Origin of the sequence: Micromonospora sp. NPDC049051 (assembly GCF_043197575.1) — a bacterium.
Lineage (GTDB): Bacteria > Actinomycetota > Actinomycetes > Mycobacteriales > Micromonosporaceae > Micromonospora.
On the sequence record NZ_JBICTL010000003.1, the window covers coordinates 787,628 to 807,143 of the forward strand.

General features: G+C 72.8%; 24 protein-coding genes. 10 read left to right on the forward strand and 14 right to left on the reverse strand.

Annotated elements, in window-relative coordinates; genetic code table 11:
* Nucleotides 1-98 precede the first annotated feature (98 nt).
* From ACGFIR_RS15600 to ACGFIR_RS15610, 3 genes are all read right to left on the reverse strand, one after another.
* Nucleotides 99-1,547 carry a sugar porter family MFS transporter gene (locus ACGFIR_RS15600; RefSeq protein WP_393145558.1) on the reverse strand — a complete coding sequence of 483 codons (1,449 nt, stop codon included), beginning with the start codon at nt 1,545-1,547 and terminating at the stop codon, nt 99-101.
* Between the two features lie 162 nt (nt 1,548-1,709).
* Nucleotides 1,710-2,546 carry an undecaprenyl-diphosphate phosphatase gene (locus ACGFIR_RS15605; RefSeq protein ID WP_393003393.1) on the reverse strand — a complete coding sequence of 279 codons (837 nt, stop codon included), beginning with the start codon at nt 2,544-2,546 and terminating at the stop codon, nt 1,710-1,712.
* Nucleotides 2,543-3,595, reverse strand: a complete 1,053-nt coding sequence (locus tag ACGFIR_RS15610) for an LLM class F420-dependent oxidoreductase (RefSeq protein ID WP_393003395.1) — start codon at nt 3,593-3,595, stop codon at nt 2,543-2,545. The genes ACGFIR_RS15605 and ACGFIR_RS15610 overlap by 4 nt, the downstream gene beginning before the upstream one ends.
* 176 nt (nt 3,596-3,771) lie before the next feature.
* Here ACGFIR_RS15610 and ACGFIR_RS15615 point away from each other — a divergent pair, with 176 nt between their 5' ends.
* Nucleotides 3,772-4,743, forward strand: coding sequence for an aldo/keto reductase (locus ACGFIR_RS15615; RefSeq protein WP_393003397.1), 972 nt, complete (start codon nt 3,772-3,774; stop codon nt 4,741-4,743).
* A gap of 25 nt (nt 4,744-4,768) precedes the next feature.
* On the opposite strand, the gene ACGFIR_RS15620 is transcribed toward ACGFIR_RS15615, so the two are convergent.
* From ACGFIR_RS15620 to ACGFIR_RS15630, 3 genes are read right to left on the reverse strand one after another with little or no spacing between them, the layout of a single operon-like run.
* Nucleotides 4,769-5,665, reverse strand: a complete 897-nt coding sequence (locus ACGFIR_RS15620; RefSeq protein WP_393145560.1) for a hypothetical protein — start codon at nt 5,663-5,665, stop codon at nt 4,769-4,771.
* Nucleotides 5,666-5,687: 22 nt separating this feature from the next.
* A complete protein-coding gene (locus ACGFIR_RS15625) occupies nt 5,688-6,749 on the reverse strand; it encodes a WXG100 family type VII secretion target (protein ID WP_393145562.1) in 1,062 nt (353 codons plus the stop codon).
* A complete protein-coding gene (locus ACGFIR_RS15630) occupies nt 6,746-7,075 on the reverse strand; it encodes a hypothetical protein (protein WP_393003403.1) in 330 nt (109 codons plus the stop codon). Before ACGFIR_RS15630 ends, ACGFIR_RS15625 begins: the two co-directional genes overlap by 4 nt.
* A gap of 92 nt (nt 7,076-7,167) precedes the next feature.
* Between ACGFIR_RS15630 and ACGFIR_RS15635 the strand changes: the two genes are divergently transcribed.
* Both ACGFIR_RS15635 and ACGFIR_RS15640 read left to right on the forward strand, forming a co-directional pair.
* Nucleotides 7,168-7,587, forward strand: coding sequence for a YbaB/EbfC family nucleoid-associated protein (locus ACGFIR_RS15635; protein ID WP_393145564.1), 420 nt, complete (start codon nt 7,168-7,170; stop codon nt 7,585-7,587).
* On the forward strand, nt 7,584-8,513 hold the full coding sequence (locus ACGFIR_RS15640; protein ID WP_393145566.1) for an SseB family protein: 930 nt from the start codon (nt 7,584-7,586) through the stop codon (nt 8,511-8,513). The genes ACGFIR_RS15635 and ACGFIR_RS15640 overlap by 4 nt, the downstream gene beginning before the upstream one ends.
* 20 nt (nt 8,514-8,533) lie before the next feature.
* Here the strand turns inward: ACGFIR_RS15640 and ACGFIR_RS15645 are convergent, their stop codons facing one another.
* From ACGFIR_RS15645 to ACGFIR_RS15655, 3 genes are read right to left on the reverse strand one after another with little or no spacing between them, the layout of a single operon-like run.
* Complete coding sequence (locus ACGFIR_RS15645) at nt 8,534-8,689, reverse strand: hypothetical protein (RefSeq protein WP_393003409.1); 156 nt, start codon at nt 8,687-8,689, stop codon at nt 8,534-8,536.
* On the reverse strand, nt 8,686-8,898 hold the full coding sequence (locus ACGFIR_RS15650) for a helix-turn-helix transcriptional regulator (RefSeq protein ID WP_357093745.1): 213 nt from the start codon (nt 8,896-8,898) through the stop codon (nt 8,686-8,688). Before ACGFIR_RS15650 ends, ACGFIR_RS15645 begins: the two co-directional genes overlap by 4 nt.
* On the reverse strand, nt 8,898-9,356 hold the full coding sequence (locus ACGFIR_RS15655) for a DUF2975 domain-containing protein (RefSeq protein WP_393003411.1): 459 nt from the start codon (nt 9,354-9,356) through the stop codon (nt 8,898-8,900). Before ACGFIR_RS15655 ends, ACGFIR_RS15650 begins: the two co-directional genes overlap by 1 nt.
* A 179-nt stretch (nt 9,357-9,535) precedes the next feature.
* Between ACGFIR_RS15655 and ACGFIR_RS15660 the strand changes: the two genes are divergently transcribed.
* Nucleotides 9,536-9,727, forward strand: coding sequence for a DUF5703 family protein (locus ACGFIR_RS15660; protein ID WP_393003413.1), 192 nt, complete (start codon nt 9,536-9,538; stop codon nt 9,725-9,727).
* Nucleotides 9,728-9,803: 76 nt separating this feature from the next.
* Here the strand turns inward: ACGFIR_RS15660 and ACGFIR_RS15665 are convergent, their stop codons facing one another.
* Together ACGFIR_RS15665 and ACGFIR_RS15670 are read right to left on the reverse strand one after the other, a co-directional pair.
* Nucleotides 9,804-10,457: a hypothetical protein gene (locus ACGFIR_RS15665; RefSeq protein ID WP_393145832.1), complete on the reverse strand. Its 654-nt coding sequence runs from the start codon at nt 10,455-10,457 to the stop codon at nt 9,804-9,806.
* Between the two features lie 53 nt (nt 10,458-10,510).
* Complete coding sequence (locus ACGFIR_RS15670; RefSeq protein WP_393003415.1) at nt 10,511-11,836, reverse strand: M20/M25/M40 family metallo-hydrolase; 1,326 nt, start codon at nt 11,834-11,836, stop codon at nt 10,511-10,513.
* 155 nt (nt 11,837-11,991) lie between these two features.
* Between ACGFIR_RS15670 and ACGFIR_RS15675 the strand changes: the two genes are divergently transcribed.
* From ACGFIR_RS15675 to ACGFIR_RS15690, 4 genes are all read left to right on the forward strand, one after another.
* Nucleotides 11,992-13,197 carry an RNA-guided endonuclease InsQ/TnpB family protein gene (locus ACGFIR_RS15675; protein WP_393145569.1) on the forward strand — a complete coding sequence of 402 codons (1,206 nt, stop codon included), beginning with the start codon at nt 11,992-11,994 and terminating at the stop codon, nt 13,195-13,197.
* A 232-nt stretch (nt 13,198-13,429) separates the two neighbouring features.
* Nucleotides 13,430-14,038 carry a hemerythrin domain-containing protein gene (locus tag ACGFIR_RS15680; RefSeq protein WP_393145571.1) on the forward strand — a complete coding sequence of 203 codons (609 nt, stop codon included), beginning with the start codon at nt 13,430-13,432 and terminating at the stop codon, nt 14,036-14,038.
* Nucleotides 14,039-14,144: 106 nt separating this feature from the next.
* Nucleotides 14,145-15,140: a LysR substrate-binding domain-containing protein gene (locus ACGFIR_RS15685; RefSeq protein WP_393145573.1), complete on the forward strand. Its 996-nt coding sequence runs from the start codon at nt 14,145-14,147 to the stop codon at nt 15,138-15,140.
* Between the two features lie 19 nt (nt 15,141-15,159).
* Nucleotides 15,160-15,402, forward strand: a complete 243-nt coding sequence (locus tag ACGFIR_RS15690; RefSeq protein WP_393145576.1) for a hypothetical protein — start codon at nt 15,160-15,162, stop codon at nt 15,400-15,402.
* A gap of 63 nt (nt 15,403-15,465) precedes the next feature.
* Here the strand turns inward: ACGFIR_RS15690 and ACGFIR_RS15695 are convergent, their stop codons facing one another.
* The 3 genes from ACGFIR_RS15695 to ACGFIR_RS15705 are packed head-to-tail and all read right to left on the reverse strand — an operon-like array spanning nt 15,466 to nt 18,549.
* Nucleotides 15,466-15,816 (reverse strand): DUF3140 domain-containing protein, encoded by a 351-nt coding sequence (locus tag ACGFIR_RS15695; protein WP_393003425.1) that lies wholly within the window; start codon nt 15,814-15,816, stop codon nt 15,466-15,468.
* A complete protein-coding gene (locus tag ACGFIR_RS15700) occupies nt 15,816-15,980 on the reverse strand; it encodes a hypothetical protein (protein WP_393003427.1) in 165 nt (54 codons plus the stop codon). Before ACGFIR_RS15700 ends, ACGFIR_RS15695 begins: the two co-directional genes overlap by 1 nt.
* Nucleotides 15,981-15,993: 13 nt before the next feature.
* Nucleotides 15,994-18,549: an ATP-dependent Clp protease ATP-binding subunit gene (locus ACGFIR_RS15705; protein ID WP_393145579.1), complete on the reverse strand. Its 2,556-nt coding sequence runs from the start codon at nt 18,547-18,549 to the stop codon at nt 15,994-15,996.
* Between the two features lie 169 nt (nt 18,550-18,718).
* Between ACGFIR_RS15705 and ACGFIR_RS15710 the strand changes: the two genes are divergently transcribed.
* Together ACGFIR_RS15710 and ACGFIR_RS15715 are read left to right on the forward strand one after the other, a co-directional pair.
* On the forward strand, nt 18,719-19,126 hold the full coding sequence (locus tag ACGFIR_RS15710) for a hypothetical protein (protein ID WP_393003431.1): 408 nt from the start codon (nt 18,719-18,721) through the stop codon (nt 19,124-19,126).
* A gap of 124 nt (nt 19,127-19,250) precedes the next feature.
* Entirely contained in the window at nt 19,251-19,511 is a 261-nt protein-coding gene (locus ACGFIR_RS15715; protein ID WP_089000636.1) for a hypothetical protein, read from the forward strand.
* Nucleotides 19,512-19,516: the final 5 nt, after the last annotated feature.

Below are 19,516 nucleotides of genomic sequence, written 5' to 3' on the forward strand. Positions count from 1 at the left end.
GCCGGTTAAATGTCGCTTCGAGTAGGACCGTACGCTTTGCGCTGCCGGTGCGGACCGGAATCACGCAACTCCGCGTCCCGTATCGACGCGTCCGCCGATCAGCCGGAGCGGTCGGCGCCGCCGCGGGAGCGCCGGGCGCGCCCACCGGCGGCCCACATCTGCTGGATCTCCTCGAGGGTCCTGCCCTTCGTCTCCGGCAGGTACCGCCAGAGGAACAGGAAGCCGATCACACAGGTGCCGGCGAAGAGCGCGAACACCCCGGATCGCCCCAGGGCGCTGAGCATGTTCAGGAAGAACTGCGTGACGAGGTACTCCGTACCCCAGTGCGTGGCGGAGGCGATCGCCACGCACCGGCCCCGGATGTGTCCCGGGAAGATCTCGTTGATCACGGTCCACGCGGCCGGCCCGATCGACATGGCGTAGAACGCGACGAACATGACCACGCCGACCAGCAGGAAGACGCCCGCGTCGGTGGGCTGGTGCCCGGCCGCCGCGGCCCGCCCCGCGCCCGGCCCCAGCTGCGCGAAGCTGAGACTGACCACCACGAGCGAGACCGCCATGCCCAGCAGCCCGACCAGCAGCAACGGACGACGGCCGAGCCGGTCCAGGAAGGCGACCGCGACCAGCGTGAAGAGCGAATCGACCCCGCCGATCGCCCAGGTGGTCGCGGTGAGCTGCTCCTGCGGGGTGTGGAAGCCCGCCGCCGAGAAGATCGGGTCCGCGTAGTAGATGATCCCGTTGATGCCGGTCAACTGCTGGAACAGGGCCAGGCCGACGCCGAGCGCCAGCGGTCGCCGCCACCGCCGCGAGAGCACCTCCCGCCAGCCCGCCTGCCCCGCCGTGAGTCCCTCCTCGACAGCGTGCAGTCGCTGCGGCACCTTCTGCGCCGGCGTGGTCGCCTTCAGCGACGCCTCCGCCCGGCGCTTGTCTCCCCGCTTGAGGTACCAGACGGCGGAGTCCGGGATCACGGTGGTGACGAGTGCCAGGGCGACGCCCAGCAGCGCCGCCGCGCCCAGCAGATAGCGCCAGGAACCGCCCGACTCGAACAGCTCGTCGGCCAGGTAGCCGATGAAGATGGCGAACGTGGTGGAGAACTGGTACACGGCCAGCAGGCTGCCCCGGATGCGTTCCGGCGCGGCCTCCGCCGCGTACATCGGCCCGGCGACCGACGCCACCCCGATGCCCAGCCCCAGGATCAGCCTCGCCCCGAACAGGACCCCCAGCACCGGCGCGGCCGCTTGCAGGATCGTGCCCGCCACGAACGCGGCCGCCGCGACCCGGAGCGCCCCGCGGCGGCCGATCCGATCCGCGAGGTGACCACCGAGCAGCGCCCCCACCAGCGCCCCGGGGGTCACCCAGCTCGCCGCCACCTCGACGGCGAAGGTGTCGGCCTGGAAGGTCCGGCGGATGTCGCGCAGCGCCCCGCTGATGACGCCCTGGTCGTAGCCGAAGAAGGCACCGGAGAGGACGACGACGGAGAGGACCGCGACGAGGTTCCGCCTCGGTGGCCGCCCCCGCCCGCGTCGCTGGCCGCCGCTGGCAGACACGGCGCCCTCCCTCCCGCGCGAGCTACAGGCGATCCCCTCCCGAGATGGCGCGACACCCTGAGGCTATAGCCGAGAAGTCCCACTTGTGCCGGATAGGTCCAAACGACAAGCTGCGGCCCCCGTACCCGCTGCGGGGTCCGGGGGCCGGCTTGTGCGGGCGGATCAGGTGGCGCTGATGGTGCCCGTCATCAGCAGGGCGAGCACCAGGGTGCCCACCGCGACCCGGTACAGCACGAAGACGTACAGGGTGTGGTGGGCGACGTAGCGCAGCAGCCAGGCGATGGCCGCGTAGCCGACGCCGAAGGCGATGATGGTCGCGATGATCATCTGGGCCAGGCTCGGCACCGACGTGCCGGGGGCCGCCGGTTCGAAGACGTCACCGACGCTGAAGATCCCGGACATCACCACCGCCGGGATGGCCAGCAGGAACGAGTAACGCGCCGCGGCCTCCCGGGTGAGGTTGAGGAACAGCCCGGCGGTGAGCGTGCCGCCGGAGCGGGACACCCCCGGGATGAGCGCCATCGCCTGGGCGAAGCCCATCACCACGCCGTCGCGCATCCTGAAGTTCTCCAGGGTGCGGGTCTGCCGCCCCCAGTACTCCGCGAACGCCAGCACGAACGCGAACACGATCAGCGTGGTCGCCACCAGCCACAGGTTGCGCCCGGCGGTACGGATCTGGTCCTTGAACAGGAACCCGAACAGCCCGATCGGGATCGAGCCTACGATGACGTACCAGCCCATCCGGTAGTCGAGGCTGGAACGCACCGACTTGTCCCGGATACCGACCAGCCACGTACGGGTGATGCGCCAGATGTCCTTCGCGAAGTAGATCAGCACCGCCGCCTCGGTGCCCAACTGGGTGACCGCCGTGAACGACGCCCCGGCGTCCTGGTCGAAGAAGATCGCCGAGGTGATCCGCAGGTGACCGGACGAGCTGACCGGGAGGAACTCGGTCAGTCCCTGGACGATGCCCAGGACGATGGCCTCGATCCAGGTCACTCGCCGACTCCCGAGAGGTCCAGCGCCTCGGCGACGGTACGCAGGGTCTGCACACCGCTGTCCCGGTCGCCGACGAAAAGGGTCACGGAGAGGGTGGTGACGCCGGAGGCGGCGTACTCCCGCATCCGCTCGGCGATGCGCTCCTTCGGACCCAGCAGCGAGGTGCGGTCGATGAACTCCAGCGGCACCGCGGCGGCGGCGTCGCGCTGCCGCTTGGCCAGGTAGAGGTCCTGCACCTCGCGGGCGGCGTCGCCGTAGCCCATCCGGGTGGCGAGCTGGTTGTAGAAGTTCTGCTGACGGCTGCCCATGCCGCCGACGTAGAGGGCCGCGTACCAGCGCACCAGCTCGGCGCAGGTGGCGACGTCGTCGCCGACCACCACGGGCACCGACGGGACCACGTCGAAGCCGGCGAGTTCCTTGCCGACCTTCGCCCGCCCGGCGCGCACCGACGCCAGCTGCTCCTCGGCGAACTCCGGGCTGTAGAAGATCGCCAGCCAGCCGTCGGCGATCTCGCCGGCCAGTTCCAGGTTCTTCGGGCCGACAGCGGCGAGGTAGATCGGGATGTGCTCGCGCGGCGGGTGGAAGCCCAGCTTCAGCGCCTTGCCCGGGCCGTCGGGCAGCGGCAGCGTGTAGAACTCGCCGTCGTACGCGACGGACTTGCGGGCGACGGCCAGCTTCACGATGTCCACGAACTCGCGGGTCCGCGCGAGCGGCTTGCCGAACCGCACGCCGTGCCAGCCCTCGGAGACCTGCGGGCCGGACACGCCGAGGCCGAGCCGGAACCGGCCGCCGGAGAGCGCGTCGATGGTCGCCGCGGTCATCGCGGTCATCGCCGGGGTACGGGCGGGGATCTGCATCACCGCGCTGCCCAGGTCGATCCGTTCCGTCTGCCCGGCCATCCAGGAGAGCATGCTCGGCGAGTCGGAGCCGTAGGCCTCCGCCGCCCACACCACCGAGTAGCCGAGCCGGTCCGCCTCCTGGGCGAAGGCCAGGTGATCGGCCGGTGTGCTCCATGCTGTCTGGTATCCGAGGCTGAGCCCGAGTCGCACTAGGTCCTCCCCCATCCGCACCACAGGTCGCATCAGGTTACGCAATGCCGGAAGGAGGCCCGTCCACCGGTCACCACCACCCGAACGGCGTCCGGACGGTCGGAAAAGCGACGCGCCCGACACACTTGACGGCGGCGAGGATATCGGCGGACCGCGGTTCGAAATAAGGTTCACCCATGCAACAGCGACCGCTCGGCCGAAGCGGGCTGGCGGTTTCGCGGCTCGCGCTCGGCACCATGACCTGGGGCCGGGACACCGACGCCGACGATGCGGCCGCCCAGCTGAAGAGTTACCTCGACGCGGGCGGCAACCTCATCGACACCGCCGACGTCTACGGCGACGGCGACGCCGAGTCGGTGATCGGGTCGCTGCTGGGCACGCTGGTGCCGCGCGAGGAACTGTTGATCGCCACCAAGGCGGGGCTGCGCCCGGGCAGCGGCCGGCGGCGGGACGGCTCCCGTGGGCACCTGCTGCGCACCCTGGACGCCTCGCTGCGCCGGCTCGGCACCGACCACGTCGACCTGTTCCAGCTGCACGGCTACGACGCCGACACCCCGCTGGAGGAGACCCTCGCGGCGCTCGACCACGCGGTGGCCAGCGGCCGGGTCCGCTACGTCGGCGTGTCGAACTTCGCCGGTTGGCAGACCGCGCGGGCGGCGGCCTGGCAGAGCGCCTGGCCGGGGCGCGCGCCGGTGGTGGCGGCACAGGTGGAGTACTCGCTGCTGGAGCGGGGCGTGGAGCGGGAGGTGCTGCCCGCCTGCGAGGCCCTCGGGCTGGGCGTGCTGCCCTGGTCGCCGCTGGGTCGCGGGGTCCTCACCGGCAAGTACCGGCACGGCCGGCCCGCCGACTCGCGGGCGGCCTCGGCGCACTTCGAGCGGTTCGTCGCCACCTACCTGGAGCCCCGCTGCTCCAGCATCGTGGAGGCGGTGGCCATCGCCGCGGGCGGGCTGGGCGTCTCCCCGACGGAGGTGGCGCTGGCGTGGATCCGCGACCGGCCCGGGGTGGTGGCCCCGATCCTCGGCGCGCGGACGGTCGGGCAGCTGCTCGGCGCGCTCCAGGTCGAGCGGATGACCCTGCCCGAGGAGATCGTCACCGCGCTGGACGACGTGTCGGCCGTACCCGTGGGCTACCCCGAGCGCGACGGCTGACCCCGGCCCGGGGGTGCGCGTGCGGTCAGGCCGTGGGGCGCTGGCCGGGAAGATCGCGTACGGCGGTGAGGAAGCGGGACTGGTCGTCGCGGGTGGCCGGGTTGACGATCCGGATCCAGGAGCCGTCGTCGAACACGATGGTGGACGGGAACTGCACCAGGCGGGCCCCGTGCTCGGAGTCGATGCGGGCGACGCGCTGCCGCGGCACGCTCCACAGCACCTGCGGACGCCGCCGGTCCTCGCGGTCGGGGTCGGGGCGGCGGCCCATCCGCAGCAGGTGCAGGTGGGTGTCGGTGACGGCCAGCGGGGTGCCGGTGTAGCGCTCGAGGAAGAGCAGCAGGCTGCCGGCGAGCGTGGCCAGGTCGCCGCTGAAGACGTACCGCCGCCGGTAGGCGATCTCGGCGAGCTGGTCGGCCAGCGGTCGGTGGCGGCTGAGCCGGAACAGGGCCCGGAACGCCTCCTGCTCGGCGGTGAGCGGCAGCGGCTCCCGGGGCGCCGATCCCGGCGCCGGCTCCGGCTCGGCCGCCTCCGGCGTGCCCGCGGCGAGGACGGCGGCCTTGCCGGGCAGCAGCAGGACGCCGGCGGCTACGCGTACGGGCGTCATCACGGCGTCGACCCAGGCGACCGGGTTGACGATGTTGAGCAGCCCGAACAGCGCACGCGGGTCGAGCGCCTCGGCCAGTTCCGCGTGCACCCGGTCGGCGAGCTGGCTGCCGGCCCGGTGGGTCTCCGGGGCCCGTACCGGCGCCAGGCCGACGTAGCGGATCTCCTCGCCGGGCAGCAGGGGCGCGACGAGGGCGCGCTCGGGCTCGTCGGTGGTGCGGAACTCGTCGCGCAGCTCCCGGGCCTTGTCCCGGGCGGCGCGCGCACCCCCCAGCACCGCGTCGGTCAGCCGGCCCAGCCGGCTGCGCCCCTCGGACACCGCGCACCCCCTCGATCGGCCGTCACCTGCCGGCCGGCTCCTGCGCCGGCGGCTGCCCGAAGACATTCTGGTCGATCCACTCGGCGCCACCCCGTACCGCCGCGTCGACCTTGTCACCGACCCGCTCCGTGCCGGGCACCGACAGGCCGGAGACCGTCGCCACGGTGCCCCAGGTGACGCCGTGCACGACGGAGTTCGGGATGTTCCACGGCAGGTTGGTGACCCAGTCCCGGCCGATCATGCGCGCCCCGTCGGCCATGCCGTGCGCCCGCAGCGCCCCGAGCCGCTCGAACGTGCTCATGTCGAACGGCGTGCCGGACTTGCCGAGCTTCCAGGTGCCCTTCGCCGGGTCGGTGAACCGGTGGTGCCACTTGTCGGCGGCGCCGGCGGCGCGGCGCCGGTCGGCGTACTTCTGGCCGGCCCGCAGCGCCTTCTGCTTGTCGACCAGCTTGTCCAGGTGGTTGCGCAGCTTGCGCAGGTGCAGCAGGACCCGTTGCAGCAGCCGGATGACCTTCTGCAGGTGCGCCGCCAGCGGCCGGATGATCTTCAGCATCCGAGCGAGCGCGATCATGCCCCGGGTGACCCCGAGCGCCATCCCGGCCGCCCAGGACGCCCCGGCGGTGAAGGGCGCCATCAGCAACGCGGTGACCAGGGTCACCAGCAGGAAGTTGACGAACTCGACGCAGATGTCGACCAGGACGTCGTGCACGGTCTGCAGCGCGTCGGCCACGCCACGCAGGTACTCGGCCGTGGCGGCGAACTGTTCGGCGACGTCCAGCAGTTGCTGCTCGACCTCGGCCATCCGCCGCCCGTACGCCGCGCCGGACGGGGAGCGCCAGGCGGCCTGCTCGGCCTCGCGTACGCCGCGGTGGTTCATGGCCAGCTCCCGCACCTGGCCGGCGAGGGTGTCCCACTCGGTGGCCTTGGCGCGCAGCGCGGCCGGTTCGCCGTCGACGAGGTCGACGAGCTGGATGAGCGGCCAGGCGAGGGTACGGCAGACGGCATCCACCGCCTTGTCCACGCCGGAGAGGGCGTTGTCGATGCCGTTCCAGAGTTCGACGGCGGTGCCTGCGGGCCCGCTCACCGGGTCATCCCGGCGCCGATGGCGCGGAAGGAGGCGTCGATGTCCTGCTCGGTGCGCTCGTACGCCTCGGCCGTGGCGCCCAGCGTGCCGCCGACCCGCTCGAACGCGTCGTGGCCGGAGCGGAACAGCTCCACCCCGCCGGTGACCTGCTCGGCGTACTTGTCGCGGAGCATGTCGCTGACGAACGGCAGGTGCCCGAAGGCCCCGTCCGGTATGTCGCCGGCGGACGCGATGTGGCTCTCCAGCGCGCTCAGCGAGGTGGCCACCCGCTTCGCCGCCGCCTCCAGCCGACGTACCGCCTGCACGTCGACGTCGATGTCAGGCACGCCGTTCCTCCCCCGTTCGCCCGGCGGGACGACGATACGATCATGTCGCCGCCAGCCGCCACCCCGGAAGACACCGCGCACGGGAGGTTCTCATGTCAGACCCGCTGTCCGCGTTCGACGCCCTCGCCGGACGGCTCGCCGACATCGAGCGTCGCTTCGCCGGGCTCACCGACGACCTCGACGAGCTGACCGCCACGGCCACCGACGACAGCGGCCTGGTGTCCGCGACCGTCGACCCCACCGGCGCGCTCACCGACCTGAGCCTCGCGCCGACGGCGCTGCGGGCGGGCACGGAGGATCTCGCGGCGATGGTGCTCCAGGCGTACCGGCAGGCCCGCGCCGCGGCGACCGCGCAGCTCGGCGAGCGCACCGAAGGTCTCGACGCGACGCTCGGCGCGGACCTGAACGGGCTCTTCGGCGCCCCCGGCGACTTCGCCTCCCTCGGCCGGCTGGAGGAGGCCATGGGACGGCTCGGGCGACTCGACGGCCGCCTCGCGGGGCCGCCGGCATGACCTCGTCGGGCTGGCCCGACGTCGTCGCCCGGCTCCACGACACGCTGTCGGGCTGCGACCACGACACCGACCTGGAGCTCGCCGCCGGCCCCCGCCGGCTGCACCTGATGGTGCGGCGGAACTCCGTGCGCGGGATCTGCCCGCCCTACGACGAGCGACGCCTGGCCGAACTCGGCTGGCAGGCGCCGCGCGGGGCCGGCGGCTGGTGGTACGAGACGCCCCGCACCGCCGAGGGGCTGCGCTGGTGGAGCGGGTTCGCGGCGCAGACCGCCGCCGTGGTTCTCACCACGGAGCCCGGCGCGCTGTCCTGCCAGGTCCTGCCGCCCACCGGCCCCCGGGTGCGGCCGGAGCCGACGATGCCGCGCGGCCGGGCCGCGAGACCCGCCGCGCCCGTCGCGGACGCCACGGAACCCGCCGCGCCCGTCGCGCACCCCGGCGTGCCCGCCAGCGATTCCGCGGAGCCGGTCGCGCCCGCCGGGGCATCCGCGCAGCCCGGCGCGGGCGTGGTGGAATCCGCTGCGCACCCCGTGCGGGCGCCCGCCCCGCCTCCTCCGGGCCCGTCCGTGCTGGACCTGCTCGACGAGGCCGGCGCGCGGCGGGACCTGCCCGGCTACCTCGGCATCCTGGCCGCCTCGGCCGTCTGCGTACCGCTGGCGGCGGAGCCGGGGCCGGACGGCGACGTGCCGTGGACGATCGTCACCGACCCGACGGGCGCGCCGCTGCTGCCCGTCTTCACCTCCCCGGACGCGCTGACCGCGTTCGCCGGGGAGGGCGTGCCGTTCGTCGCCGTGCCCTGCGCGGACCTGCTCGCGGACTGGCCGGACCCGGCGTGGGGGCTGGTGGTGGACGCGGGCACCCCGCGCGCCCTGGCCCTCGGCGCGTCGTCGCTGGCCGCCCTGCTGGCGGCGAATCCGCCCGCCGGCTGACCGGCCCGTTTCCGGTCGCGCTACCTGCCGCGCCGCGCGATCCGTACGCCGAACGCGACCGCGCCGACGACGAGCAGACCGCCCAGGAGTTGGAGGCCCGGCGAGTCGTCCGCCTCCCCGAGCACCACGCCGGCGACACCGAGCGCGCCGGCGAGAACGGCGAGCAGATACCTCATGGCGTCTCCTCCACCCATTCGAGCAGGTCGCCGGGCTGGCAGTCGAGCACCCGGCACATGGCCTCCAGGGTGCTGAACCGGACGGCCTTGGCACGGCCGTTCTTGAGCACCGCCACGTTCGCCGGGGTGAGACCGACGCGCTCGGCGAACTCGCCCACGCTCATCTTGCGCTTCGCCAGTTCCACGTCGATGCGGACGACGATGGGCATCAGATCACCGCTTCCATGTCGGTCCGCAGCGTCGTGGCCTGCCGCAGCAGCGCGCGCATGACGACCATCAGCAGGCCCAGCACGGCCACGCCCACCAGCAGCAGGAACAGCAGCAGCGGCAGCCCGGGGTCGGACGCGTTGAAGCCGACGTAGAGGAACACGCCCAGCAGCACCACCCAGGCGGCCACGACCGCCCACACGATCGTGTCCACCCACGCCAGGGCGGCGTCGCTGAAGATGCGGTCGTTCCTGACCATGGTGAGCAGCCGCCAGGTGGCCACGATCACGACCTGGACGCACAGCACCCAGAAGACCGCGACGGCGGTCATCGGCCACCTGAGGTAGGCGAGGTCGGGGGACTCCTCGGCCATGTGCGCGAACTGCCCGGGCAGCGAGAAGGCCTGAAGCATGACCAGGATCCCGAACAGCACCACGAGGAACACTCTGAGCGGCGCCACCGCTCGATGCTCGTTCAACATGCATCGACTATCGCTCGCAACCTATCGATTGTCAATCGGTTCGGCAATCTCTCCCGACGCCCCGCGCGACCGGGTCGGGCGCCGCGCGCGCGACGCCCCGCCCGGTGGCGGCGGCGAGGGGGTGGCGGACGGCCGGCCGGCTGGGCAGCATGGATCCCATGGACTACGAGTACGCGCCGCTGCGGCTGCCGCCGAACGTCGACCGGTTGACCGCCGCGGCGCAGTTGGCGATCCAGGCGGAGTTCTCCGGGTGGGAGTTGGCGCGGGTACGGCTGTACCGCGACGGCACGCGGCAGGTCATGCTGCGTCGCCGCCGGGTCAACCAGCCGCAGCCCGGCCTGTCGTACTGAACACGACAGAAGGCCCGGGGCCGACCATCAGGTCGGGCCCCGGGCCTTCGCCGCGTGGCGGGCGTGCCGTCAGCGCCTAGTGGACGTGGTCGTGCTCCTCGTCGAGTTCCATGAACGGGTGCTCGTCGAGCCGGCCGACCAGCCGGTCGTCGGCGGCCGGCTGGAACGGGCCCACCGGGTCGTCGTCGTCGAAGGACTCCAGGTCGACCGGCGTGCCGACCTCGCTGACCATCACCACGCCGTCGAGCGCCTCCAGCTCCGGCACGTCCAGCGCGCCGAGCGAGCCGTCGCCGCTCTGGAGCAGCTCCAGCACGGCCTCGCCGACCCCCTCCACGGGCTCCGGCTCGTCCTCGGCCGGGGTGCTCTCCCGCCGGGCCGCCTCGGCGACCCGGATCAGCGCCGACACGCTCGGCACCCGGTAGTCACGCCGCTGCCGCACCGAGACGACCCGCGGGTGCGGGTCGGTGGGCTCCGCGCCCTCCACGGCGCCGAAGCGCTGGTCGGCCTCGTCCGGGTCGATCGACTCGACGTCCCAGGGGGTGACCTCGCCGAAGGCGTCCAGGAGTTGCTCGTCGTACGCGAAGGACGCGTTGTTCAGCGCGACGTACGCCTGCCAGACGTCGTCGTCGTCGATGCGGCCCTGCGCGGCCCGGACGGCGGCCAGGTGGTGACGGGCCGCGTCGATCACGCGCTCGAGGGCGGCGTCCAGCTCACCGTGCTGGTCGGTCATGTGGGTCAGTCCCTTCACGATCAGAGGTTCCCGCCGGAGGTGCCTGGCGGGGGCTAGCAGGTGCGGAGGAACCGGTCGAGAACCCGCACGCCGAACTGTAGTCCGTCCACCGGAACCCGCTCGTCGATGCCGTGGAACAACGCGGAGAAGTTCAGGTCGGCGGGCAGCCGCAGCGGCGCGAAGCCGAAGCAGCGGATGCCGAGCTGCGAGAACGCCTTGGCGTCGGTGCCGCCGGAGAGCATGTACGGCACCGGGTGCGCCCCCGGGTCCTCCGCGCGCAGCGCGGCGGACATCGCGTCGACCAGGTCACCGTCGAACGTGGTCTCCAGCGCCGGCTGACGCTGGAGGTACTCGATGGCGATGTCCGGGCCGACCAGCTCGTGCAGCTGCCGCTCCAGCAGCTCCGACTGCCCGGGCAGGCTGCGGCAGTCGATGGTGGCGGTGGCGCGGCCCGGGATCACGTTGTCCTTGTACCCGGCCGCGAGCCGGGTCGGGTTGGCGGTGTTGCGGATCGTCGCGCCGATGATGTTGGCGATCGGCCCGAGCTTGGCGATGGCCGTCTCCGGGTCCTCCGGGTCCAGCTCGATGCCGAGCAGGTCGGAGACCTCCTCCAGGAACGCCCGTACGGTGTCGGTCACCACCACGGGAAAGCGGTGCCGACCGATCCGGGCCACGGCCTCGGCGAGCGCGGTGACCGCGTTGTCGTCGTGGATCATCGAGCCGTGCCCGGGGCGGCCCCGCGCGTGCAGGCGCAGCCAGTCGATGCCCTTCTCGGCGGTCTCGATCAGGTAGAGCCGCTGGTTCTCGTTGACCGAGTAGGAGAAGCCGCCGACCTCGCCGATCGCCTCGGTGCAGCCGTCGAGCAACCCGCGGTGCCGCTGGACCAGGAAGTGCGCGCCGTAGTCGCTGCCCGCCTCCTCGTCGGCTGTGTACGCGAGGACGATGTCGCGGGGCGGGCGCACCCCGGTGCGTTGCCAGTGCCGCACCACGGCCAGCACCATCGCGTCGAAGTCCTTCATGTCGATGGCGCCCCGGCCCCACAGGTAGCCGTCACGCAGTTCCCCGGAGAACGGGTGCACCGACCACTCGTCGGCGTCGGCCGGTACGACGTCGAGGTGGCCGTGCACCAGCAGCGCCCCGCGGCTCGGGTCGGTGCCCGGGATGCGGGCGACCAGGTTGGCCCGACCGGGCGCCGACTCGTGGATCACCGGCTCGACGCCCACCTCGGCCAGCTTCTCCGCCACGTACTCGGCGGCGAGGCGTTCCCCGGCGCTGGTGTCGTTGTCCCCGGTGTTGGTGGTGTCGATCCGCAGGAGGTCGCGGCAGAGGTCGACGACCTCGCCGGTCGGGTCGGGTCGGGCGGAGGCGTCGCTCGTCATCGGATTCCTTCCGTGGATACTTCGGCCTTCAGGCCGGAGAGGAAACGGAGCCCCTGCGGAGCAGGGCAGGAAAAGCCCATCCGCCGCCAAGGCGGATGGGCGTCCACTCGCATGCCACCGCAAGGCTTACTGGCTAGCTTGCTAGATTGTGAGACGTGACCAAGACCGTGAAGCGGGCGTTCAAGTTCCGCTTCTACCCGACCGACGCGCAGGTTTCCGAGCTTGCCCGCACGTTCGGGTGTGTCCGGCTGGTTTACAACATGGCGTTGCAGGCCCGCACCGAGGCGTGGACGCTGCGCCAGGAACGGGTCAACTACAACGCCACGTCGGCGATGTTGACCACGTGGAAGAAAACCGACGACCTTGCCTTCCTCAGCGAGGTGTCGTCGGTGCCGTTGCAACAGTGCCTGCGGCACCTGCAAGTCGCGTTCACGAACTTCTTCGCCAAACGAGCCCGGTACCCGAGCTTCAAGAGCAAGAAGAAGTCGCGCCGGTCGGCGGAGTACACCACCAGCGGGTTCCGCTACCGCGACGGCCGGCTCACCCTGGCGAAGATGACTGAGCCGCTGGACATCGTGTGGTCCCGGCCGCTGCCCGAGGGCGCGAAGCCGTCCACGGTGACCGTGTCGCAGGACGCGGCCGGTCGCTGGTTCGTGTCGCTGCTGTGCGACGACCGAATCGAGCAGGTTCCCACTTCGGGCATGGTCGGCGTTGACGCCGGCCTTGACAGCCTGCTGACCCTCTCCACCGGAGAGAAAGTCGTAAACCCGAAGCATGAGCGCCGTGACCGGGCCGCGCTCGCCCGCGCCCAACGGAACCTGTCCAAGAAGGAGAAGGGCTCCGCGAACCGGGACAAGGCCCGACTCAACCTCGCCCGCGTGCACGCCCGGATCACCGACCGCAGGCGGGATCACCTGCACAAGTTGACCACTCGGCTCGTTCGTGAGAACCAAACGATCGTGATCGAGGATCTGACCGTGCGCAACATGGTCAAAAACCGCAGCCTGGCTCGTGCTATCAGCGACGCGGCTTGGCGGCAGTTCCGCACCCTGCTCGAATACAAGGCCGACTGGAACGGCCGCAACCTCGTTGTTGTGGACCGCTGGTTCCCGTCGTCCAAGCTGTGCTCGGCGTGTGGTGCGCTCGCTGAGCGGATGCCGCTGAACGTGCGGTCGTGGACCTGCCGGTGCGGCACTGTCCACGACCGCGACGTCAACGCGGCCCGCAACATTCTCGCGGAGGGGCTCTCCGTGATTGCCTGTGGAGGCGGTGTAAGACCTCAACGAGAGTCCTCTCGGACGGGGCGTCCGTCGGTGAAGCAGGAAACCTTTGGGGTGACCCAGGAAATCCCCGCCCTTTAGGGCGGGGAGGATGTCAACGCTTCTTCATACCAGGGCCCCGCCCGGCGCGGTCGTCCCGCCCCGACGGCCGGCTCCGCTCCGCCCGGCGCCGCCGCGCTCGCCACCGCCAGGGGCCCGTCGGGGTCCACGGCCGGCGGGCGACCGGGCACGGTTTCGCCGCCGACGGAGCCGGGTACCGCCGCTCGCGACCGTTACCCACCACACGCTCCGCCCGCCACCAGAGGAGGGCACCATGACCGTTCCCCTGCCACCGCTGCCGCCGACCGGAGAGGACGACGGCTTCCGGCCGGGCGGGCGCAGCATCGCCGACATCCTCGACACCGAGCACCGGCAGCTGCGCGAGTTGCTGGGGCGGCTCACCGGCCCCGGCCCGGAGCCCGCCCCCGAGCGGGGCCTGGAGGTGCTGACGGCGGCGCTGTCGCGGCACCTCTCCGCCGAGGAGCAGTACCTGCTGCCCGCCGTACGCGCCGCCCTGCCCGACGCCGCCGACCGCATCGACCGGGCCATCGCGGACGACCGGGCCCTGCTGACCGCCCTGCGGGAACTCGACGGCGACGGGCTCGCCGACGTCGCCGCACGGGTGCACCGCCACGTCGAGGAGGCGGGCGCGCTGGTCGCGGCGCTGCGCGAGGTGGCCACCGCCGAGGAGCTGATCCGGCTGGGCAACCGGTTGGAGATCGCCGAGGAGGCGGCCCCCACGCGCCCGCACCCCGGCACCCCGGCGAGCCCTCCGTGGAACCGGGTCGTGGAGCCGGCCGTGGGTGTGGTCGACAAGGTGCGCGACGCCGTCACCGGCCGACCCACCTACCTGGCCGACCTGACCGAGCCGCCGCCGGCCTGAGCCGGTGGGCCCGTTCGCGGCGCGGCGGGCAGATCGGAAGCACATCGGGGATCGTTGATCCGTTCAGGGCCTTCCGTCGATCGCTACGGGGTCATACCGTCACGGTATGAATCTGGAGCTGCGACACCTGAGGGTGGTCTGCGCGATCGCGGAGACGGGGAGCGTGACCAAGGCGGCATCGACGCTCGGCCTGGCCCAGCCGGCACTCACCGCCCAGCTCCAGCGCATCGAGCGGACCCTGGGCGGGCCGCTGTTCGAACGGGACCGCCGGGGCGCCCGCCCGACCGCCCTCGGCGAGCTGGTGCTCGCCCGGGCCCGGGTGCTGCTGCCGGCGATGAAGGGCCTGCAGGACGAGGCGGCGCGGCTGGCCGGCGCCGCGGACGTGCCCCGCCGGTACCGGTTCGGCGGGGTGAACAGCCCCATTCTCGGCCGTCTGGTGCACCGCCTCGCCGCCGAGCCGCCACCGGCCCAGATCACCACGCACGCCTCCTGGTCCGCCGAGGAGCTGGCCCAGTTGGTCGCCGGCGGGCGGCTGGACTTCGCGCTGATCGGGGTGTGCGGCGACGCGGCCCCACCGGCCGAGTTCGGGCTGAGCTGGCGGGAGGTGGCGGTCGACCCGGTCCTCGTGCTGCTGCCGGAGCACCACCCGCTGGCCGGGCAGGCGGAGGTGAGCCTGGTGGACCTCAGCGGCGAACAGTGGGTCGCCGCGCCCGGCGACGGCTGCTTCGGCGACTGCTTCGCCGCCGCCTGCGCCCGCGCCGGCTTCACCCCCCGCAAGGTGTACGAGACCGACGTGCGCTGCTGCATCGACATGGTGGACTCGGGCGAGGCCATCGCGCTCTGCCAGGCCACCTTCCGCCCGGTCTCCGGGCTGGTCACCCGGATGCTCGCCGGTACGCCGCTACGCTGGCGGCTGATGCTGGGCTGGCACCCCGACTCCCCCGCCGCCCGGGACGCCGACCTGGTGCTGGAGAACGCGCTGGCCGCGTACACCGACTCGCTGGCGGCCCACCCGGAGTACCTGTCCTGGCTGCTGCGCAACCCGGCCTACGGGGCACGGGGGCTGACGGCCGCCGACGCCGACGGGGTGCGAACGGCGTGACGCCGGGTATCAGGCGGGCATGACCGATCCCTACCCCGCCGCCGTCGACCGGGAGATCCTCCGGCAGGCCGCCGCCACGCACACCGCCGCCGCCCGCGAGGTGGAGACGTTCCTGCGTCGCCTGCCCGACGTGCCCGACCCGGCGGACATCACCGAGTACGCCAACCTGCTGACCCGCGAGGAGCGGGCCCGCGCCGACCGTGAGGCGGCGGCCGACGCCGCGGGCCTGACGATCGGCAGCCTGGAGAGCGAGCACGGCTGACCACGATCGCTGAGCACGACCAGCGGCGCCCGGGAGGCCCCGGGCGCCGCCAGTCGTGCGGTGTCAGCGCTCGACGAGGACGTCGTGGCCCAGATCGAGCAGGGCGTGCCGCCACTCGTCGTCGGCATTGCCGCGCGGCGGCTTCTCGTCCAGCCGCGTCTGGATCTCGTCGATGGCGTCCCGCATCACCCGGATGTCCTCGGGCGTGAGGTCGACCTTGCGTTTGGTCAGCACCCGCAGGATCCGCCGGCCCAACCCGGGCAGGTCGAGGTCCGGGTCGGGCCCGAACGACTCCTCGCCCGAGCCGCGGGTCAGCAGCCACTGCCGCAACTGCTCCGACGGGACGTTCACCTGGGCGTGGAAGTCGTCCCAGAGCACCTCCACCTCGGGTTCGAGCCGCTGCTCGCGTACCATCAGCCCTCCTCTCGGCGGCGGTCGGACTCCGCCGGCTCGGGGTCGTCGCCCTGCTGGCCTGCGCCCCCCGGCGGCATCCGCACCCGGGCGGGGTTGGCGGTCGGCGGGGCCAGGATCGGATCGGTGCGGTCGCTCTCGTCGTGGGTCTCCTCGGGTTCGGTCATGTCCGCCCTCCGCTCATCGGGGATGGGACGTCGCGGCCGGGCTGTAGCCGCGCTCGCCGGCCGCCACGTCGAAGGCGAGCCGCCCGTCGCGGGCGTCCACGGTGACCTTCTGGCTCGGTGAGATCGCCGACTCCAGCAGCATCCGGGACAGCTGGTTGTCCACCTCCCGCTGGATGACCCGGCGCAGCGGCCGGGCGCCGAACTCCGGCTGGTAGCCGTGCTCGGCGATCCAGTCCATGGCGGGCGTGGTGAAGTCGACCTGGATGTCCTGCGCGTGCAGCCGGCGGCGGGTCTCCTCCAGCAGCAGGCCCGTGATCTGGCGCAGCTGCTCGGCCTCCAGCCGACGGAAGATGATCACCTCGTCGATGCGGTTGAGGAACTCCGGCCGGAAGTTCTCCTGGAGCCGGCGCATCAGCCGCTCGCGCAGCTCGTCGCGCTCCTGGTCGCTGCCCTCGGCGCCGGTGCCGAACCCGACGGCGCGCTGGGCGCCGGTGATCAGCTCCGAGCCCAGGTTGCTCGTCATGATCAGTACGGTGTTCTTGAAGTTGACCGTCCGACCCTGACTGTCGGTGAGCCGCCCCTCGTCGAGCACCTGGAGCAGGATGTTGAACACGTCGGCGTGGGCCTTCTCGATCTCGTCGAGCAGCACCACCGCGTACGGGCGGCGGCGCACCGCCTCCGTGAGCTGGCCGGCCTCCTCGTAGCCGACGTACCCGGGCGGGGCGCCGACGAGCCGGCTGACCGTGTGCCGTTCCTGGAACTCGCTCATGTCGAGCCGGACCATCCGGTCGGCCTCGCCGAACAGCGACTCCGCGAGGGCCCGGGCCAGCTCGGTCTTGCCGACGCCGGTCGGCCCGAGGAAGAGGAAACTGCCCATCGGGCGGTCCGGGTCGGCCAGCCCGGCACGCGACCGGCGGACCGCCTCGGCGACGGCGGTGACGGCGTCCTGCTGGCCGACCACCTTCTCGTGCAGGTGCCCCTCCAGGCGCAGCAGCCGGTCGCGTTCCTCCTCGGTGAGCTGGCTGACCGGGATGCCGGTGGCGCGGGAGACCACCTCGGCGATCTCCTGCGGCCCGACGGCCGGCACCTGCGACGAGCCGCCCTCGTCACCCCGGGCCAGGCGGATCTGCTCCTCCAGCTCGGCGAGCCGGTCGCGCAGCGTGGACGCCTTCTCGTACTGCTCGTCGGCGACGGCCTGCTCCTTGTCGCGGCGTACCTCGTCGAGCTGCGTCTCCAGCTCCCGCACGTCGGAGGCGGGGGTGCGGGTCCGCAGCCGGACCCGGGCGCCCGCCTGGTCGATCAGGTCGATCGCCTTGTCCGGCAGGAACCGGTCGGTGACGTACCGGTCGGACAGCTCGGCTGCGGCCACCAGCGCCTCGTCGGTGAAGCGCACCTGGTGGTGGGCCTCGTACCGGTCCCGCAGGCCGCGCAGGATCTGCACGGTGTCGTCGACGGTGGGCTCCGGCACGAACACCGGCTGGAACCGGCGGGCCAGCGCCGCGTCCTTCTCGATGCTCTTGCGGTACTCGTCCAGCGTGGTCGCGCCGATCACCCGCAGCTCGCCCCGGGCCAGCGCCGGCTTGAGCATGTTGGAGGCGTCCATGCCGCCCTCGCTGCCCGCCCCGCCCGCGCCGACCAGGGTGTGGATCTCGTCCAGGAAGACGATCAGCTCCTCGCGGTGCGCCCGGATCTCGTCGATGACCTTCTTCAGCCGCTCCTCGAAGTCGCCCCGGTACCGGGTCCCGGCGACCAGCCCGGCCAGGTCGAGCTGGATCACCCGCTTGCCGAGCAGCGTCTGCGGCACGTCGCCGTCGCAGATCCGCTCCGCCAGCCCCTCCACGATCGCGGTCTTGCCGACACCGGCCTCACCGATCAGCACCGGGTTGTTCTTCGTCCGCCGGGACAGGATCTCGACGGCCTGCTCGATCTCGTCGGCCCGGCCGATGACCGGGTCGATCTGGTCGTTGCGGGCCAGGTCGGTGAGGTCCTGGCCGTACTGGTCGAGGGTGGGCGTGCCCCGGTCGGGCTTCGGCCCGGTCATCGGCCCGCGCTCGGCGCTGGCGGCCTGCAACGACTCCGGCTGGATCCGCCCGGCGGCGAGCATCCGCCCGGCCGGGGACTCCGGGTTCAGCGGCAGCGCCATGAGGATGTGCTCGGGGCCGATGTAGTTGGCGCCCATCGCCCGGGACAGCTGGTGGGCGTCGAGCAACGCCCGCTTGGCCGCCGGGGTGAGCGACAGGTTCGGCGGCACCTCGCCCCTCGGCGCGCCCTCGCCGCGCCCGCCGAGCGCGTTGAGCAGCGTGTCCGGGTCGGCGCCTGCGCGCCGGACGAGGTCGCGCAGCGGTTCGCGTTGCAGCGCGGCCCAGAGCAGGTGGTCGGTGTCGAGGTCGCTGCTCTGCCGCTGGGCGGCCCGGCGGGCCGCGTCGGCGAGCATCTCCCGGGCGTCGGCGGTCATCAGCCGGGTGATGTCGACCCGGTGCGTGGGTCGGCGCCCACCCTCGCCCCGGCCGAAGTACCGGGCCAGGAACTCGTCCCAGGGGTCGGAGCCGAAGTCACCGGGTCCCATCATGTCTGTCCTCCGCAGTCGGGCGCGACGGTCGCCAGGGGCTACCCGGCGGTCGGCCCGACAAACGCCACAATCCCGCCACCCGCCCGGTGGGGCGAGGGCACGCTGCGGTGGCGGAAGGGACCCTTCCTCCGCCTCGCGGGCGGGGTGGGTGGGATGGCAGGGTGGCGGTATGGAGTCGACGACGCCGCTGCTGATCGTGGACGCCGCCAACGTGGTGGGATCCCGCCCGGACGGCTGGTGGCGTGACCGCGCGGGCGCGACCGCCCGGCTGCGCGACTCGCTGGCCACGGTGGCCGCCACCGGGCTGCCGCAGCGGCTGCCGCCGCCGGTGGAGGTGGTGCTGGTGGTGGAGGGCCGGGCCCGGGACGTGCCGGGCACGGCCGAGGTCCGGGTGGTCGCCGCCCCCGGGTCCGGGGACGACGCCGTCGTCGACCTGGTCACCGCCGCGCCGCAGCGCCGGCGGCTGGTCGTCACCGCCGACCGTGAGCTGCGCGAACGCGTCGCCGCGCACGGTGCCGAGGTGTACGGGCCGCGCTGGCTGCGCGACCGGGCGACCCCGCCCGACGGGTCCCACTGATCGGACTACCGGCGCTTCCGGTCGACAACCGGTCGGCGGGGCAGGAACACTGACAGTCGGAAGTTTCTCTCACCGTGAGGGATAGGCTCTAATGGAGGCCTCCCCGCCCCCAGGAGGTTTCGCCGTGGCGAGCGTCGCCGAGCTCAAGGCAGCCATCGATGTCGCGCTCCAACAGATCGGCGACGGCCAGAGCGCCGTGCAGGCGGCCGGCGAGAAGCTGGCCGAGGCGCAACAGACATTGGCCGGCGCGCTGGAGGGCAGCGGGCACGAGACGGTCGAGGCGGCCCAGTCCTCGCTGACCCAGGCCAGCCAGGAGCTGGAGGAGTGCCTCGCCGCGACACTCGTCGCCGTCGAGCAGGCGCAACTCTACGTCGCGACGCTCTGAGGCGG